We start from the raw sequence: 14,950 nt of genomic DNA on the forward strand, positions 1-14,950 counted from the left end.
TTACAGGTATGCCCGATTTGCCGTTTCGCTCCGTTTTTGGACCTGAAGATGCAGACCGTTCGACATTTGCCGGTGGCAAGCCTGTTGTCTTCGGTCAGTTTGCCATGCGCCGTTTTGCACCGGTTCTGCATGATCTGGACTGGCACGGACATGTGGAGTTCAACTGGCTTGCCGGTGGCGAGATGACATACAGGTTCGAAACGGACAAGGTCGTGCTGCCGGCAGGCCAGATGTGTTTCTTCTGGGCTGGAATTCCTCATCAGACAGTCGGTCTAAATCCTGTTGAGGCCTCGGCCTACCAACTCACGAACATGTATTTTCCACTCGATGTCTTTTTGTCTTTCAGAGGAATTGGTCGCATTCAGCGCGCACTGCTGTCCGGGGCCGTTCTGGTCGTGCCGGAAATCCTTGCGGACAGAGACATTCCGGCCCGTTGGCACCGGGACTATCAATCAAAGGAACTCAGTCGTTTCGAATGCCTGACAATGGAACTTCATGCACTCATGCGACGGCTTTCCATTGAAGAGTGCATCAAGAACCTGCGGAACAAAGACAGGCCGGTTAAAGACGATGGCAGGCAATCGGGACCGACAGAGCATGTGGTGCGAATGATTGAGGCCGTCATTCAGAACTCTTCTGTTCCGGTATCGACCCGGGAGATCGCGACGATCACCGGTTTGAATGCCAATTACGCATCCAACATGTTCAGGAAAACGCTTGGAATCACACTCAAGCAATTTATCGTTCGCATGCGGTTAATCAGAGCGCGGGAGCTTCTCTTGTCTTCCGACGTGTCTGTGTCGGAAGCCGCATTTCAGGCCGGATTTTCGTCCGCCAGTCAGTTCTATGACAATTACAGATCGGTTTATGGCAGCGTTCCAAGCGATCTGCGTCAGGCAAGACCGGCCTGATCGGCCGGAAAAGACGATGTTGCCCGCGTCGTTCAGAAACTAGATATCCGGTCCGCTGCGGCCATCTTCCGTCGACGGATCGATTTCGTTGCGCAGAGTTTCCAGAGACCGCATGCGGGCCTGGGCGCGGGTTTGGTTTTGCCGCGTTACACCTGCAATCAGAACCTCTGCGATTGCCATCAGGGCGAGTGAAGAGTCCCAGGGAGACGGGACGGCGACACGCGCAGGCAGCACGTAGCTCGCGATCCTGCCAACAGGTGACATCCAGCTGTCTGTCACAAGGGCAACAGTGGCGCCCTGTTTCGCCGCAGCTTCGGCGAACTGGATAATTTCAGCCTGATACCGGCGGATATCGAAAACCACGACAACGTCCTTGGCGCCAATTCCGATAAGCTGATCGAGCCAGTTTCCCTGCTGGCCTGCGACATGGCTGACATTCGGACGGACAATGCGCAAATGGGCCGCCATGTAACGTGCAAGACCATCGGTAAACCTGCCACCGATGAGATGAATGGTTTTGCGTTCGTCCGAGAGGAGGTTGGTCAGGCCTTCCAGTTCGCCTTTGGGCAAGTGATCAAAAGTTTCGCGAATGTTTTCCAAAAGCTGTCCGACATGCGGGTCTGCAGCTTTTTCATCGGACATGCTGGCACTGCGCGCAAGCGGTGAATTGAGCTGGCTCTCAAGCTCGCTGCGGAGTTTTTTTTGAAATTCGGCAAAGCCTGGAAACCCAAGTCTTGCAATGAATCTTAATATGGTCGGAGAACTGACGCTGGCAGCTTCTGCAAACTGCGCGACCGTACCCAGGCCCTGCATCGGATAATTGGCCAGCAATGCATGGGCCGCCTTCTTCTCCGTTGCGGTGAATTCGTCTAGCCGATCGCGAATGTCTTCCAGAAGCGGGCGTTCCATGGGCGTAACCTGTTCACCAAATTTGCCGCCGATTTTCATTTGACAGCGGCGTCAATCTGCGTATCAAATATTACAGAACTTGGCTAAGTCGGCAATCCTGTAATAAACGTTACAAATTTGTGTTGAGCCTTCCGAGGAGTTGGGAATGGGTGCAAGCCCTCAAAGCGGCGGCCTAAAAGATGGTCAGGCAGGAGGGGCAACCCGGGCTGTTGCGGTTGAAAACGCGGAAGGCGCGGGGCCGTTCGTTTTTGTCTGCGATCACGCATCCAATTTCTTCCCGCCGCCCTATGACACCAGTCTTGGCCTGTCGGAAGAGGAAAAGGCAGAACATATCGCGTGGGACCCCGGGGCTCTCGGTGTTGCAAGAAGACTGTCGAAAAGCCTGGACGCTCCTTTGGTCTATACGGCTGTCTCGAGGCTGATCATTGATTGCAATCGGGAGGAAACCCGTGCGGACCTGATCCCCTGCCTCAGCGAAACCACTCAGATTGCAGGCAATCGCGACCTCTCGGCAGATGAAAGGGCCTTCCGGCTCAATCTGGTACATCGCCCCTTTCACAAAGCGATCGACAGGATGCTGGTCCAGCGTCTTGATCGGGGCCTTCCGACCGCGCTTGTCTCCGTGCACTCCTTCACGCCGGTCTACAAAGGAAAGACCAGGCCGTGGGAAATCGGCTTGATTTCGGAAAGCGACCGCAGCCTTGCCGACCCTGTGCTGGAGGCTCTCAGGACCCGGGGTGATCTGACCGTTGGCGACAACCAGCCCTATGCGCCGTCCGACGGCGTCTATTACACCATCCGCCGTCACGGCGAGAGCCGGCAATTGCCGTGTCTGATGATTGAAATCAGAAACGATGAGGTAAAGACGCGCGAGCAGGAAGGCCATTGGGCGGAGATGCTCGGCCCGGTGCTTTCAGGCGCGCTTCAGTCGGGGACGGCGGATATCTCGGGAGGTGCTGATGCTTAAGGCGGCCCGCCTTTACGTCCGGTTTGTCGACGGGTTCAATCGGGGTCTTGGCAGAATCATCATGTGGGGCATCTTCGTGATGGCCGCCATCTTGCTCTGGTCGTCTGTCTCAAAGACTTTCTTCAGTCCCTCATTATGGACACTGGAAGTCGCGCAGTTCGCTATGGTCGCCTATTACGTTCTGGGAGGGCCCTATTCGATACAACTCGGATCGAACGTGCGCATGGACCTTTTCTACGCGGACTGGAGCTTGAAGAAAAAAGCCTGGTTCGATGCCTTCACCGTGTTGCTTCTACTTTTTTACCTCGGGGTTCTTCTCTACGGCGCGCTCAATTCCTTTGCTTATTCGCTGGGGCACTTCACTCAGGAACCATTCGTCTTTTATCGGGACCTGATCGTTGCATTCGTGACAGGTGGTCCGGAAGCTGCAAGTGAAATTCTTGGTTTTGTCGAACGCAGCCCAACGTCGTGGCGACCATATGTCTGGCCAATCAAACTGGTCATGATCATCGGATTTTTTCTTATGCTCCTTCAGGTTTTTGCCGAGTTCCTGAAAGATATTGCCCGTATCAAGGGAGAGACGATCTGATGTCATATGAGATGATCGCTCTTTTGATGTTCTCGTCGATGATGCTGATGCTGCTGACCGGTCAGCGGGTTTTTGGCGCGATTGGCGGCATTGCGTCCATTGCAGCGATAATGCTCTGGGGAACCGGTGGCGGAGACATCCCCTTTTCGGCTGCAATGAAACTGATGAAATGGTATCCGCTGCTGACGCTGCCGATGTTTATTTTCATGGGTTATGTCCTGTCGGAAACCAAGATTGCAGACGATCTTTACAAGATGTTCCATGTCTGGATGGGGCCGATCAACGGGGGGCTCGCCATTGGCACGATTCTGCTGATGGTTTTGATCTCGGCCATGAACGGACTTTCCGTCGCGGGCATGGCAATCGGCGCGACGATCGCGCTGCCGGAGCTCTTGAAACGCAAGTATGACAAACGGATGGTGACCGGCGTGATTCAGGCCGGATCTTCGCTCGGGATACTTGTGCCCCCTTCTGTCGTGCTTGTGCTTTATGCGATGATCGCCCGGGCACCGGTCGGCCAGCTATGGCTCGCCGGCGCCGTGCCGGGCCTGATGATGGCAGCAATGTTCATTGTCTATATTGCGATCAGATGCCGGATACAGCCTGAACTCGGGCCGGCGCTCTCCGAAGACGAACGGGATGTTTCCCGGGGCGAAAAATACCGTTTGCTGCTGGCAGGACTTTTGCCGCTCATCATCTTTGCGATGATGATGGTGCCTTTCGTGATGGGAAAAACCAGCCTGGTCGAGGCGTCGGCTGTCGGCGCTCTCACGGCACTGATCGCGGCGGTTCTCAAGCGCCGGATGACATTGGCCATTCTGGTTCTTTGCTTGAAGAACACCCTCGGTATCTCCTGCATGTTCATGTGGATCATCCTGGCAGCCCTCGGCTTCGGTGCGGTGTTTGATGGTCTGGGTGCCGTCAAGGCCATTGAGAGCCTGTTCACGGAACAGCTTGGCCTGTCGCCCTGGATGATCCTGATCCTGATGCAACTGTCGTTCCTGGTTATGGGAACATTCCTGGACGACACGGCGATGCTGGTGATTGTTGCGCCGCTTTATGTGCCTCTGGTCGGGTCGCTTGACCTCGGCATGCCGCGCGGTGACATTCTGATCTGGTATGGCGTGCTTTATACGATCACGACGCAGATCGCCTATATGACGCCACCCTTCGGTTACAATCTTTTCCTGATGCGGGCGATGGCGCCCAAGAGCATCACGATGCGTGACATCTACGGATCTATCACGCCTTTTGTTCTGGTGATGATCCTGGCACTCGTGATCGTAATGGTTTTCCCGCAAATCGCGCTTTGGCTACCCAACCTGATCTACGGAAAGTAGCGGCGACACGCGAGACAAAAACAATAAAGTCTGGAGGAAACGGACTATGAGCAGCGGTTAAAACCCAGAACCGGAAAACGGTGAACCGCACGGACCGTAAACTGAAAGTAGGGGAACTTGAAATGACCAATAGACGTAATTTTCTCAAGAATGCGGGACTAGGTACCGTTGCTGCCGCCGGTGCAACGACATTGGCCGCGCCCGCCGTGCTTTCCCAGGAACCCATCAAATGGCGTCTGCAGACCTATGCTGGTGGTGCGCTGGGCGAGCATGTGACGAAGCCGATGGTGGACTACGTAAACAACGCCTCGAACGGCGAGTTGCAGATCGAACTATTCTATGCCGATCAGATCGTGCCTACGGGCGAGCTGTTTCAAGCATTGCAGCGTGGCACAATTGACGCCGTACACTCCGATGACGACTCCATGGCCTCACCGACACCCTTGCGCCAGTTCGGCGGGTACTTCCCGTTTGCGACCAAGCATATTCTTGATGTGCCGGTTCTGTTCAATCAGTACGGGCTCGCCGACATCTGGCGTTCAGAATACGAAAAGGTCGGTGTAGCTTGGATTTCCGCCGCTGGTCAGGATCCGTGCAACTTCAACACCAAGAAGGAAATCAAGTCGGTTTCAGATCTTGAGGGGTTGAAGCTCTACACGTTCCCGACAGCTGGCCGCTTCCTGTCGAAATTCGGCGTTGTACCTGTGTCAATACCCTATGAAGATGCCGAAGTTGCTGTGCAAACTGGTGAACTGGACGGGATGGCATGGTCCGGCATCACGGAAGACTACACGGTCGGCTGGGCTGACGTTACGGACTACTTCCTGACAAACAATATTTCCGGTGCCTGGATCGGCTCATGGTTCGTCAACCAGAAGCGTTGGGCAGATCTGCCAGCACATCTCCAGCAACTTGTTCTGGCTGCGACCGAGGCCGGTCATACCTATCGTAACCAGTGGTATTGGGGCGGTGAAGCGCGTCTTCGTGCGAAGGGTGACAAACTACAACTGCGCACCGTTCCGGCTGCCGAATGGGCACAAGTCGAAGATGCTGCCAAGGATTTCTGGAAAGAGATCGCCGCAGAAGGTGAACTTCAAGCCAAGATCATTTCGATCTTCCAGGAATACAATGACGTTATCAACCAGGCAGGTCCTCCCTACAATTTCGGGTGAGATCAGTTCCTGCGGGCTTCGGGGAAGACTTTCTCCGGAGTCCATTCAATGAACTGCAGATAGTACAAGTCCACGAACCAGCGGAAAATAAAAATGCCTGGCAACCTGACCTTTGACACGCTGAAGTCTCTCGTTTCATCCGGGGAGATCGATACGGTACTCACCTGCATTGTCGACATGCAGGGCAGGCTGATGGGCAAGCGATTTCATGCGCAGCATTTTGTCGAAACTGCCTTTGAAGAGACCCATTGCTGCAACTATCTGCTGGCGACCGACATCGAAATGTATACCGTTGAAGGTTATGCAGCGACGAGCTGGTCGGGTGGTTATGGCGACTATGTCATGAAGCCGGATCTGGACAGTTTACGGCTGACGCCATGGCTTGAAGGTACGGTCATGGTGATGTGTGATGTGCTTGATCACCATACGCATGAAGAGGTGCCACATTCGCCGCGCGCAATGCTGAAAAAGGTTGTCGGTCTGTTTGCCGACAAGGGGCTGACGCCGATTGCTGCAACGGAGCTGGAGTTTTTTCTGTTTGAGAAAAGCTTCGACGATATGCGCAAATCCGGCTTTCGCGATCTTGAACCGATCTCCGGTTACAACGAAGACTATCATATCCTGCAGACAACCAAGGAAGAGGACGTCATGCGTCCCTTGCGGAACGGTCTTTATGGCGCAGGGATCCCGGTTGAGAACACCAAAGGTGAAGCTGAGACCGGTCAGGAAGAACTGAACATCAAATACGCTCCGGCCATGGATACGGCCGAGAACCACACAATCGCCAAGCACGCGGTAAAAGAGATTGCCTGGGCCAAGGGCCGCTCGGCGTCTTTTCTGGCAAAGTGGCGCAGCGACAAGGTGGGGTCGTCGTCACACGTACATCAGTCCCTTTTCGACAAGAAAGGCAACAATGTCTTTTGCGATGGCAAGGGCGACTACGGCATGTCCGAAACGATGTGCCACTACCTTGCGGGCCTGATCAAATACGCACCGGACTACACCTATTTTCTGGCCCCTTACATCAATAGCTACAAGCGTTTCCAGAAGGGAACCTTTGCTCCGACAAAGACCGTCTGGTCGGTCGACAACCGCACAGCCGGTTTCCGGCTGTGCGGGGAACACACCAAGGCGCTCAGGGTCGAATGCCGGATCGGTGGGTCCGATCTTAACCCCTATCTGGCACTGGCTGCCCAGCTTGCCGCCGGCCTGCGCGGCATTGAAGAAAAATTGCCGCTCGATCCTCCAACGGCGGGCGATGTCTACGAGGCGAAACGGGCGCGGGAAATCCCTCACACGCTTCGCGATGCGCGTGAGACCATGCGCAAATCAAAGTTTCTGCGCGAGACCTTTTCCGACGCCGTGGTGGATCACTACGCCAGGGCGGCCGAGTGGGAAGTCGAGGAGTTCGACCGCGCCGTGACGGATTACGAAATTGCCCGTGGTTTCGAGCGTGCGTGATGAACTGGCAGCTCTCGATATCGGCCTCCGTTAGAGGACCTGTCAGAGTTTGCGAAGTCGAAAACGCCAAAACAAAGAGCCAGTCACTTTCGAAAAAGCCGCACGGAAAGATGCGGATATGAGAGGTTCAAAATGTCAGATGTGATCAAGCTGATCTCGCCAGTTGACGGGTCGGTCTATGCGGAACGAGCTGCACTTGATGGAACAGCCGTCGAAAAGGTCATTTCGGCGGCACGGTCGGCCCAACCCGGCTGGGCGGCTACACCGATTGCCGAGCGGGTCGCTTACTGCCTGAAAGCACTGGAAGCGCTGAAGGCGATGAATGACGATGTCGTGCCTGAGCTTGCCTGGCAGATGGGGCGTCCAATCCGGTATGGCGGCGAACTGGGCGGCACGATTGAGCGGACCGAATATTGCGCCAAGATTGCCGAAGAGGCGTTGGCCGATATCGAGCGAACGGACAAGCCGGGTTTCAAGAGATATCTGAAGCGTGTGCCTCTCGGGATCGTCATGGTAATCGCACCCTGGAACTACCCGTTCATGACCGCGATCAACACGATCATGCCCGCGCTGATGGCAGGCAATGTGATTGTCCTGAAGCACGCGGCACAAACGCTGCTGGTTGGTGAACGCCTCGCAAAGGCCTTTGAAGCCGCGGGACTGCCCAATGGCGTCTTTCAGAACATTGTTCTTACCCATCAGGGAACCGAGAAACTGCTTGGTTCGGGTCTGATTGATCATGTGAATTTCACCGGATCAGTCGCCGGTGGACGGGCAATTGAAAAAGCACTGGCCGGGACATTCGCGACACTCGGTCTTGAGCTTGGCGGCAAGGACCCGGCCTATGTGCGGGCTGATGCAGATCTTTCCTACGCGGTTGAAAACCTTGTCGATGGTGCGTTCTACAATGCAGGGCAATGCTGCTGCGGTATTGAGCGTGTTTATGTCCACGAAAGCCTCTACGAAAGGTTCGTCGACGGATTTGTGGACCTGACGAGCCAATACAAGCTTGGCAACCCCTTGGACGAGGCGACAACGCTGGGTCCGATGGCACAGGCGCGGTTTGCTGCGTGGGTGCGCGAACAGACACAAGAAGCCCTGCGCAAGGGCGCGAGGTCTCATATCGATGTGTCAAAGTTTTCTGAAGACAAGGACGGTACGCCCTACCTCGCACCGCAAGTCCTGACAGACGTAAACCACCAGATGTCTGTCATGCGGGAAGAGAGCTTTGGTCCCGTCGTCGGCATCATGAAGGTGAAGGATGATGAGGAAGCGCTCCAATTCATGAATGACAGTCCCTATGGCCTGACGGCTTCGATCTGGACTGAAGACGTGCAGGCTGCAGCCAATATCGGCAACCGGATTGAAACCGGCACGGTGTTCATGAACCGCTGCGACTATCTTGACCCGGCGCTTGTCTGGACCGGCGTCAAGGAAACCGGCAAGGGCGCAGCGCTCTCGGAGATCGGTTTTCACAACCTGACCCAGCCGCGCTCCTTCCACTTCCGCGTCGAGCACTGAAGACGCGTAAATGCGAAAGTTCGCCCGGAGCCTTGGCTGGCCAAACCGCTAGCGCAGTCTGCTCCGGTCTGTCCGGAGGCCGAATTTCGGGCACCTGCAAAATGAAATCCGGTCCCTGTGAAACAGGGGCTCAGCAAAGACACAGAGTTTCAAACCAACGAGACGAACATGAGCTCACTTCCTTCCGTTAACTGGTCTTATCCGACCTCCGTACGATTTGGTGCAGGTCGCATCAAGGAGCTGCCAAAGGCGGTTATGGCCGTCGGCATGACCAATCCGTTGCTGGTCACCGATCCGGGGCTTGCCGGTTTGCCGATGGTCGCTGAAGCGATTGCCAACCTGGAAGCTGCAGGCCTCAAGGCGGCCGTCTTTTCCGACGTCAAGCCCAACCCGGTCGACAGCAATATTTCTGCTGGGGTCGCTGCCTTCAAGGCAGGTAACCACGATGGTGTCATTGCGTTTGGCGGCGGCTCCGGGCTTGATGCCGGCAAGCTGATCGCCTTCATGTCAGGTCAGTCCCGCCCGATCTGGGACTTTGAGGATATTGGCGACTGGTGGAAGCGCGCCGAACCTGATGGCATCGCGCCGATTATCGCCGTGCCGACAACCGCGGGTACCGGCTCGGAAGTCGGCCGGGCGGGTGTTGTCACCAATGAGGCAACCCATACGAAAAAGGTTATATTCCACCCGAAAATGCTGCCGGAAATCGTCATTTGTGACCCTGAGCTGACGGTTGGTATGCCGCGCTTCATAACCATTGGCACAGGCATGGATGCATTGGCGCATTGCTTGGAGGCCTATTCGGCCCCGATGTATCACCCGATGTCAGAGGGCATTGCCCTGGAAGGAATGCGGCTGGTTTTTGAATACCTGCCCAAGGTGGCCGCCGACGGATCTGATCTCGAAGCCCGCGGTCATCTGATGAGTGCCGCTGCAATGGGCGCTGTTGCATTTCAAAAAGGTCTTGGTGCGATCCACTCGCTCTCCCATCCGGTTGGCGCGCTTTACGATACGCACCACGGCATGACCAACGCTGTGTTCATGCCTTACGTTTTGCAATTCAACAAATCAGCAATCGAGCACAAGTTCGAGCGCTTGGCCGGGTTCCTCGGTATTGCCGGTGGCTATCAGGGTGTTCTGGATGCTGTCTTGAAACTGCGGGCAGACCTTGACGTGCCGCACACGCTTTCGGGGCTGAACGTCGATGCCAGCAAGCGCGATCTGATCGCGGAGATGGCTATTGTCGATCCAACGGCAGGTGGCAACCCGGTCAAGCTGACCAAAGACGGGGCCCTGGAGATCTTTGACAAGGCTCAGTCGGGCACGGTTTGAGGCCCGACGTCTTCTCAAACCGATTGGCGCGCTTCAAGGCGCGCCTTTTTTGTGTTTATGCCAAGACACGCTAACGAAGAACATCATCTCGTACCTCAAGTCCCCTCCGACTTGCGCCAGGCGTCCGGCGTCGTGCCGGTTGTGCGCAGGAACTCGCGATTGAAGTTCGACTTGGTCGAAAACCCTGACCTGAACATCGCCTCGGTCACAGTGACGTTGTCCTGACGCAGCAAGCGGCAGGCCTCGTCGATGCGGAAGTCGTTGACATAGCGCGAGACGTTCTTGTCGCGAACCTTGTTGATCGCTTGTGAAACCTGACGGGGAGGCAGGCCCGCGGCGCGGGCAAGCCGGGACAGATTCAGGTTTTCATCACGGTATAGGTTCTTTTCACTCATCAGTGTGTCGACGCGGGAAACAATGTCCGTATCAGCGCTTGTGGGGGCAGGCGGTAATTTTTCAACATCTCCTGTCGAAAGTACCTGCGTTTTGCCTGCAGCAAGGGCGGCCAAACCAATAATCAGCAAGCTTAGGATATTGGCATTGCTGACGAGCATGGCGGCATTCGAACCGCCGGAACGCTCGAAATCCAACAGGATGAGCCAGTCAAAGCCTGCGGATGCCAAGAGGCAGGCCGCCGCCCACCAGATCGCCCGATTGGCAAGAGAAGCGCTGTCAAGTCGGGCCAGTTCCAGACTGTCCGGACCGGATCTGGCCAAAATTGCCAAGGCAAGTGCATAGGCAAGAACAAGAACGAGCAGAAAGCTGTCGATGAATTGCGGTGCAAGCAACAAAAGGCAGACTGCGCTGAAGGCCGCCAGCGGCACAGCTGCAAGACGCATTGCATCTGGTTTCATTCGATCGCGAAGACCGCGAAAGCTCTCGTAGGTGAGTGGTGGCAGCATTGCGGCAAGAACAGGCTGGACGAAACGAAGTGCGTCCAGCTGGTAACCCCAGCGCAATCCTAGAACGATCGATTGCAGGCAGCACAAGGCGATAAGCATCAGAAATGCGCGTGTCGTTGAGTGAGTGTCACTCCGGCGGAGCAATACAAACACCAATGCAAGCAGTATCGCATTCACAAAGGGCAGGGGAACGAACAGCACAGCGGATCACCGAAGAAGCGGTAGCGTGAGTCCTATTTCACGATTTGGGAATGACTGAATCGCGAACCAGGACGATTTTGTGATCCTGTTTAGCAAGTGTGAAGCCAATGATCCAATGAACAGTGAGACCGAAAATGCGACTTCTTTCACTTGTCTTTTCCCTGGCTTTGACGACCACCCTGAACACTGGTGCAGCTGCATCCGAAGTTGCTGGCTTCAAGGAAATTCGAATTCATTCCGAGGCCCGAAACAAAGATCTGTCGGTTTTCGTCTGGTATCCTGCAAACGCCGGAGGAGAGGCCGTTCTGGTTGGCGAAGACAGGATTTTCGAAGGTACTCCGGCCTTTGCCGATGCGCCGGTCGCCAATGGGAACCACCCGTTGATCCTTCTTTCTCACGGCTCTGGTGCGACAGCTCAAAAAATGGCCTGGATCGCGACCGCACTGGCAGAGGCAGGCTTTGTTGTTGCAGGTCCAAATCATCCGAGAACGACCAGTGGCGATTCCACCCCGGAAGATACGCCGAAGCTTTGGGAGCGCACCGACGATCTCTCCACGGTCCTGAGTGCGTTGCTTGACGATCCGAAACTTCGAACTGCCATCGATCCTGACAAGGTGGGCGCGCTCGGATTTTCCCTTGGCGGTGCCGCGGTTCTGCAGCTTGCTGGTGCAAGAGCGTTGCTTGATGACTATATCCGCTATTGCGACACCTATCCTGACATGCCGGATTGTCGCTGGTTCGCCGGAGGACGGGCATACGTGGACCAGAAAGAGTATCAGGTCGAGCCTTATGACCTTGGAAATGTCGATCGGGCGCATTTTGAACAGTCAAATCATGACGTCAGGCTTCAAGCGGTGGTCGCCGTTGACCCTGCTCTGGCCACTGCATTTGACCTGGAAAGCCTCCAAGCGGTTAAGCCACCGCTTCACTTTGTCAATCTCGGCACACACGGAACCGTTCCGATTGCCGTCAGATCCGACACATTGGCTTCAAGTGTGTCCCATGGCTCGCTCACACATATAGAGGGGGCAGTCCATTTCAGTTTTCTTCCGGTCTGCAAACGGGATGCCAAAGCTTTCATGAAGGCGATTGGTGAAACCGACGCATTGTGTTCGGACGAAGGGAGCCGTTCACGCTCTGCACTTCACAAGGAGCTTGAGCAAACGATCGTGGACCTCTTTCGCGACAGCTTTTTGACAGCTGAGTGAAACCGGCCATCGCACTTTACCGTCGATTTCAGGCCCGTAAGTCGGAGAGCTTCGCAGGGCCTGCTATTTCGGTGACAAGACCTGACTTGACATCGTAAAGCAGTGCCGACACCACAAGCGTTCCAGGAATTTCAGGCGCATCTCGCAGGCGGGCAATGTCGGTCCGCAAGTCCGTTGGCTGGTCGGTGATGGCATAGCTCGAGACTTCGATGCCGAGTTTCTTTTTCAAAGCGTCCTGAAAGTCGGGGTTGGCAAAGTTCTGTGCCCCGCAATGCGTATGCTGCATCAAAACGACATTGAAAGCCGGGGCATCGTCTTGTGTGAGTTTGGCCACCATCATGGACAGCGCGGCGATCTCTTCGATTACGGATCGCGTGACCCGTCCGCCATTGTTCCGCAGGACGACGGCATCACCGAGTTCCAGGCCGAGCACATGAGCCGGATCGACGCGGGCGTCGATACAGGTCAGGACCAGAGTGTTGAGTTTCGGAAGAACGGGCAATTCCGAAGCTGCGAAGTCCTCGGCGAACAGACGATTGCGTTCATAAAGAACGGAATTCTCGGACATGGTAATTCCCTATTAAACCTGGTGGTTAGACAACACGAGCGAGTTTGGAAGTCGTGTGGTGGACAGTGTGGGTCTGCAGCCACTCGGGCGTGTCCTGGCTGAAACTGGGTGTTGCGATCTGCACATAGTCGCGGGCTGACTGGACACGGCTGAGGTCAAGAGCCGGGGTCAACGCAATTTTCAGAAAACCCGCCATCGCACGTGCGGTGCCGGTCATGCTTTGCCGCAGCTTCGGACGGGAGGCGACCAGCCGCCGGACGATGCTTTCAAAACGTTCCGGGTCGCGCCCGCCAACCAGACGCACATCATCGGTCGGTGCGTTCACAGCGAAACTGCCGCGCCTATATTCCTCAGCATAAATTGCCAGTTGGGAGACCGCAGCTTCCGAATAGTTGGAAGGCGGCAGGGCGCGGAGCGCCTTGGTCATCATCCTTTCGGAAATGTTCTTGTATGTGACCCGACGCTTGAGGGCTTTGCCCATAGCTGCCGCAATCTCGTCAGGGGACAGGAGTTCCGGTCCTGTGGGCCGATAGGATCTGCTTGCGTGGGTCTCCGGATCGGCAAGGGAGCCGACAACAACGCTGGCAATGTCTTCATTCGATGGTGGTGCGTTCTTCTTCTTTCCACCTTCGCCAAGGGGCATGGTGAAGACGCCAAGGTGAGCAGCCATATCGATGACCATCAGGTAGTTGTCGGCGAACCAGCCCGGATTGACGGATGTTACGCTGGTACTGCCAAGCAGACGCACCAGCGCATCTGACAGGTAGACCTCCCTTGTGAAGAGCGATGGATGATCGACTGAGGTCAGCCACTGGCCAAGGGTAACGACGTGTTCGAGCTTCGCTTCATTGGCGGCCACCGTGAAGACAGCATTGAAGTGCAGTCCGTTAGGCGCTGTCGGTGCGCATTGATAGGCGCGTTGGATGCCGTCCATGGCGACGCGCATGTCCGACAGGGCATACTGGTTGCCGACCATTATTTCTGCGCCCGCGCGTTCCAGCATTTCAGCACGCCCGTCGCGCCTTCTCAAAAAGGCACGGACCGGAAACCCTTTTTCAAGCAGCTGCATAGTGACAGGCAGTCCGGTTTTTCCTCCTGCGCTCGTGACGAGGATCTTTGGTTTGAGGGACATGGGCATCCTTTTAGATGATAGTTGTAATCTATATTTATAGATGATAATCGAAATCTAAATTGTCAAGCCCAAGAAAGAACGCAGTCATGCCGAGAATGACAGAAGCCGAAAAGCGCAAATCACACAAAAGGATACTGGATGCAGCGGCGCGTTTGTTTCGGGAACGAGGAACGGAAACCACCAGTGTCGCCGATGTGATGAAGGCCGCTGGTCTCACGCATGGCGGTTTCTACAGGCATTTCAATTCAAAGGATGAACTTGTCGCAGAAGCCTTTAAAAATGCGGTCGACAATGTGCTTGCGGAGATGGAAAGCGCGCTGTCAAAGGCTCAGCTCCAGGCGGCGCGGGACAGCTACATCGAAACTTACCTGTCGCAACGCCACGTCAAGAACCGCGGTGAAGGGTGCCCGCTGGCGGCGCTGGCAGGGGATCTGTCGCGGGGAGCGAGCGATGCGCGGCACGAAGGATTTGACGGGGTGGAACGCGTTTCAGCTTTGTTGAAGGAAGGTGAGGATCAGTCTCAGGGCATTGCCATGCTTGCCCTCATGCTTGGAACAGTGACCCTTGCACGTCTTGCCGACACCGATGCTTCCGCTGACGCGATCCTGGATGCCGGTTCAAAGGGTGTCGAAATATTTCGGTCAAGCTGGTCGGCAAGATAAGGCCGTTCGGCAATAGCAGCTCTTAAAAAAAGAAGCAGGCGTGCCCGAAGGCACGCCCGATGCTTCTGGAGATTT

General features: G+C 55.6%; 14 protein-coding genes. 10 read left to right on the forward strand and 4 right to left on the reverse strand.

Annotated elements, in window-relative coordinates; translation table 11 throughout:
- The first annotated feature begins 8 nt into the window (after window positions 1-8).
- Window positions 9-911 (forward strand): helix-turn-helix domain-containing protein, encoded by a 903-nt coding sequence (locus tag Q0835_RS22820; protein ID WP_298964582.1) that lies wholly within the window; start codon window positions 9-11, stop codon window positions 909-911.
- A 39-nt stretch (window positions 912-950) separates the two neighbouring features.
- Here the strand turns inward: Q0835_RS22820 and Q0835_RS22825 are convergent, their stop codons facing one another.
- The gene (locus tag Q0835_RS22825; RefSeq protein WP_298964585.1) at window positions 951-1,820 is read right to left on the reverse strand and encodes a MurR/RpiR family transcriptional regulator; all 870 of its coding nucleotides are present in this window, start codon (window positions 1,818-1,820) and stop codon (window positions 951-953) included.
- 145 nt (window positions 1,821-1,965) lie between these two features.
- Between Q0835_RS22825 and Q0835_RS22830 the strand changes: the two genes are divergently transcribed.
- From Q0835_RS22830 to Q0835_RS22860, 7 genes are all read left to right on the forward strand, one after another.
- Window positions 1,966-2,787 carry an N-formylglutamate amidohydrolase gene (locus Q0835_RS22830; protein WP_298964588.1) on the forward strand — a complete coding sequence of 274 codons (822 nt, stop codon included), beginning with the start codon at window positions 1,966-1,968 and terminating at the stop codon, window positions 2,785-2,787.
- On the forward strand, window positions 2,780-3,376 hold the full coding sequence (locus Q0835_RS22835; protein ID WP_152500110.1) for a TRAP transporter small permease subunit: 597 nt from the start codon (window positions 2,780-2,782) through the stop codon (window positions 3,374-3,376). Before Q0835_RS22830 ends, Q0835_RS22835 begins: the two co-directional genes overlap by 8 nt.
- Complete coding sequence (locus tag Q0835_RS22840; RefSeq protein ID WP_152500111.1) at window positions 3,376-4,716, forward strand: TRAP transporter large permease subunit; 1,341 nt, start codon at window positions 3,376-3,378, stop codon at window positions 4,714-4,716. Before Q0835_RS22835 ends, Q0835_RS22840 begins: the two co-directional genes overlap by 1 nt.
- Before the next feature lie 122 nt (window positions 4,717-4,838).
- Window positions 4,839-5,888 carry a TRAP transporter substrate-binding protein gene (locus Q0835_RS22845; protein ID WP_298964594.1) on the forward strand — a complete coding sequence of 350 codons (1,050 nt, stop codon included), beginning with the start codon at window positions 4,839-4,841 and terminating at the stop codon, window positions 5,886-5,888.
- A 93-nt stretch (window positions 5,889-5,981) separates the two neighbouring features.
- Complete coding sequence (locus tag Q0835_RS22850; protein ID WP_298964597.1) at window positions 5,982-7,349, forward strand: glutamine synthetase family protein; 1,368 nt, start codon at window positions 5,982-5,984, stop codon at window positions 7,347-7,349.
- A gap of 132 nt (window positions 7,350-7,481) precedes the next feature.
- Window positions 7,482-8,870, forward strand: coding sequence for an aldehyde dehydrogenase family protein (locus tag Q0835_RS22855; protein WP_298964600.1), 1,389 nt, complete (start codon window positions 7,482-7,484; stop codon window positions 8,868-8,870).
- Window positions 8,871-9,038: 168 nt separating this feature from the next.
- A complete protein-coding gene (locus tag Q0835_RS22860; RefSeq protein ID WP_298964601.1) occupies window positions 9,039-10,202 on the forward strand; it encodes an iron-containing alcohol dehydrogenase in 1,164 nt (387 codons plus the stop codon).
- A 95-nt stretch (window positions 10,203-10,297) separates the two neighbouring features.
- On the opposite strand, the gene Q0835_RS22865 is transcribed toward Q0835_RS22860, so the two are convergent.
- Window positions 10,298-11,305, reverse strand: a complete 1,008-nt coding sequence (locus tag Q0835_RS22865) for an AraC family transcriptional regulator (protein ID WP_298964603.1) — start codon at window positions 11,303-11,305, stop codon at window positions 10,298-10,300.
- 134 nt (window positions 11,306-11,439) lie between these two features.
- Here Q0835_RS22865 and Q0835_RS22870 point away from each other — a divergent pair, with 134 nt between their 5' ends.
- Window positions 11,440-12,513, forward strand: coding sequence for a dienelactone hydrolase family protein (locus Q0835_RS22870; protein WP_298964606.1), 1,074 nt, complete (start codon window positions 11,440-11,442; stop codon window positions 12,511-12,513).
- A gap of 28 nt (window positions 12,514-12,541) precedes the next feature.
- Here Q0835_RS22870 and Q0835_RS22875 read toward each other — a convergent pair whose 3' ends face one another.
- A complete protein-coding gene (locus tag Q0835_RS22875; protein ID WP_298964608.1) occupies window positions 12,542-13,081 on the reverse strand; it encodes a carbonic anhydrase in 540 nt (179 codons plus the stop codon).
- A 25-nt stretch (window positions 13,082-13,106) separates the two neighbouring features.
- On the reverse strand, window positions 13,107-14,213 hold the full coding sequence (locus Q0835_RS22880; RefSeq protein ID WP_298964611.1) for an NmrA family NAD(P)-binding protein: 1,107 nt from the start codon (window positions 14,211-14,213) through the stop codon (window positions 13,107-13,109).
- 86 nt (window positions 14,214-14,299) lie between these two features.
- On the opposite strand from Q0835_RS22880, the gene Q0835_RS22885 reads away from it, so the two are divergent.
- Complete coding sequence (locus Q0835_RS22885) at window positions 14,300-14,875, forward strand: TetR/AcrR family transcriptional regulator (protein WP_298964615.1); 576 nt, start codon at window positions 14,300-14,302, stop codon at window positions 14,873-14,875.
- The last annotated feature ends 75 nt before the right edge of the window (window positions 14,876-14,950 follow it).

The organism is uncultured Roseibium sp., from assembly GCF_947499295.1.
GTDB lineage: Bacteria > Pseudomonadota > Alphaproteobacteria > Rhizobiales > Stappiaceae > Roseibium.

Bases quoted from the DNA above. Each gene is read 5' to 3' on its own strand.
- Q0835_RS22825 (WP_298964585.1), bottom strand. From the start codon at position 1,820: ATGGAACGCCCGCTTCTGGAAGACATTCGCGATCGGCTAGACGAATTC.
- Q0835_RS22855 (WP_298964600.1), top strand. From the start codon at position 7,482: ATGTCAGATGTGATCAAGCTGATCTCGCCAGTTGACGGGTCGGTCTAT.
- Q0835_RS22875 (WP_298964608.1), bottom strand. From the start codon at position 13,081: ATGTCCGAGAATTCCGTTCTTTATGAACGCAATCGTCTGTTCGCCGAG.
- Q0835_RS22880 (WP_298964611.1), bottom strand. From the start codon at position 14,213: ATGTCCCTCAAACCAAAGATCCTCGTCACGAGCGCAGGAGGAAAAACC.
- Q0835_RS22845 (WP_298964594.1), top strand. From the start codon at position 4,839: ATGACCAATAGACGTAATTTTCTCAAGAATGCGGGACTAGGTACCGTT.
- Q0835_RS22830 (WP_298964588.1), top strand. From the start codon at position 1,966: ATGGGTGCAAGCCCTCAAAGCGGCGGCCTAAAAGATGGTCAGGCAGGA.
- Q0835_RS22850 (WP_298964597.1), top strand. From the start codon at position 5,982: ATGCCTGGCAACCTGACCTTTGACACGCTGAAGTCTCTCGTTTCATCC.
- Q0835_RS22835 (WP_152500110.1), top strand. From the start codon at position 2,780: ATGCTTAAGGCGGCCCGCCTTTACGTCCGGTTTGTCGACGGGTTCAAT.
- Q0835_RS22820 (WP_298964582.1), top strand. From the start codon at position 9: ATGCCCGATTTGCCGTTTCGCTCCGTTTTTGGACCTGAAGATGCAGAC.
- Q0835_RS22840 (WP_152500111.1), top strand. From the start codon at position 3,376: ATGTCATATGAGATGATCGCTCTTTTGATGTTCTCGTCGATGATGCTG.
- Q0835_RS22870 (WP_298964606.1), top strand. From the start codon at position 11,440: ATGCGACTTCTTTCACTTGTCTTTTCCCTGGCTTTGACGACCACCCTG.
- Q0835_RS22885 (WP_298964615.1), top strand. From the start codon at position 14,300: ATGCCGAGAATGACAGAAGCCGAAAAGCGCAAATCACACAAAAGGATA.
- Q0835_RS22860 (WP_298964601.1), top strand. From the start codon at position 9,039: ATGAGCTCACTTCCTTCCGTTAACTGGTCTTATCCGACCTCCGTACGA.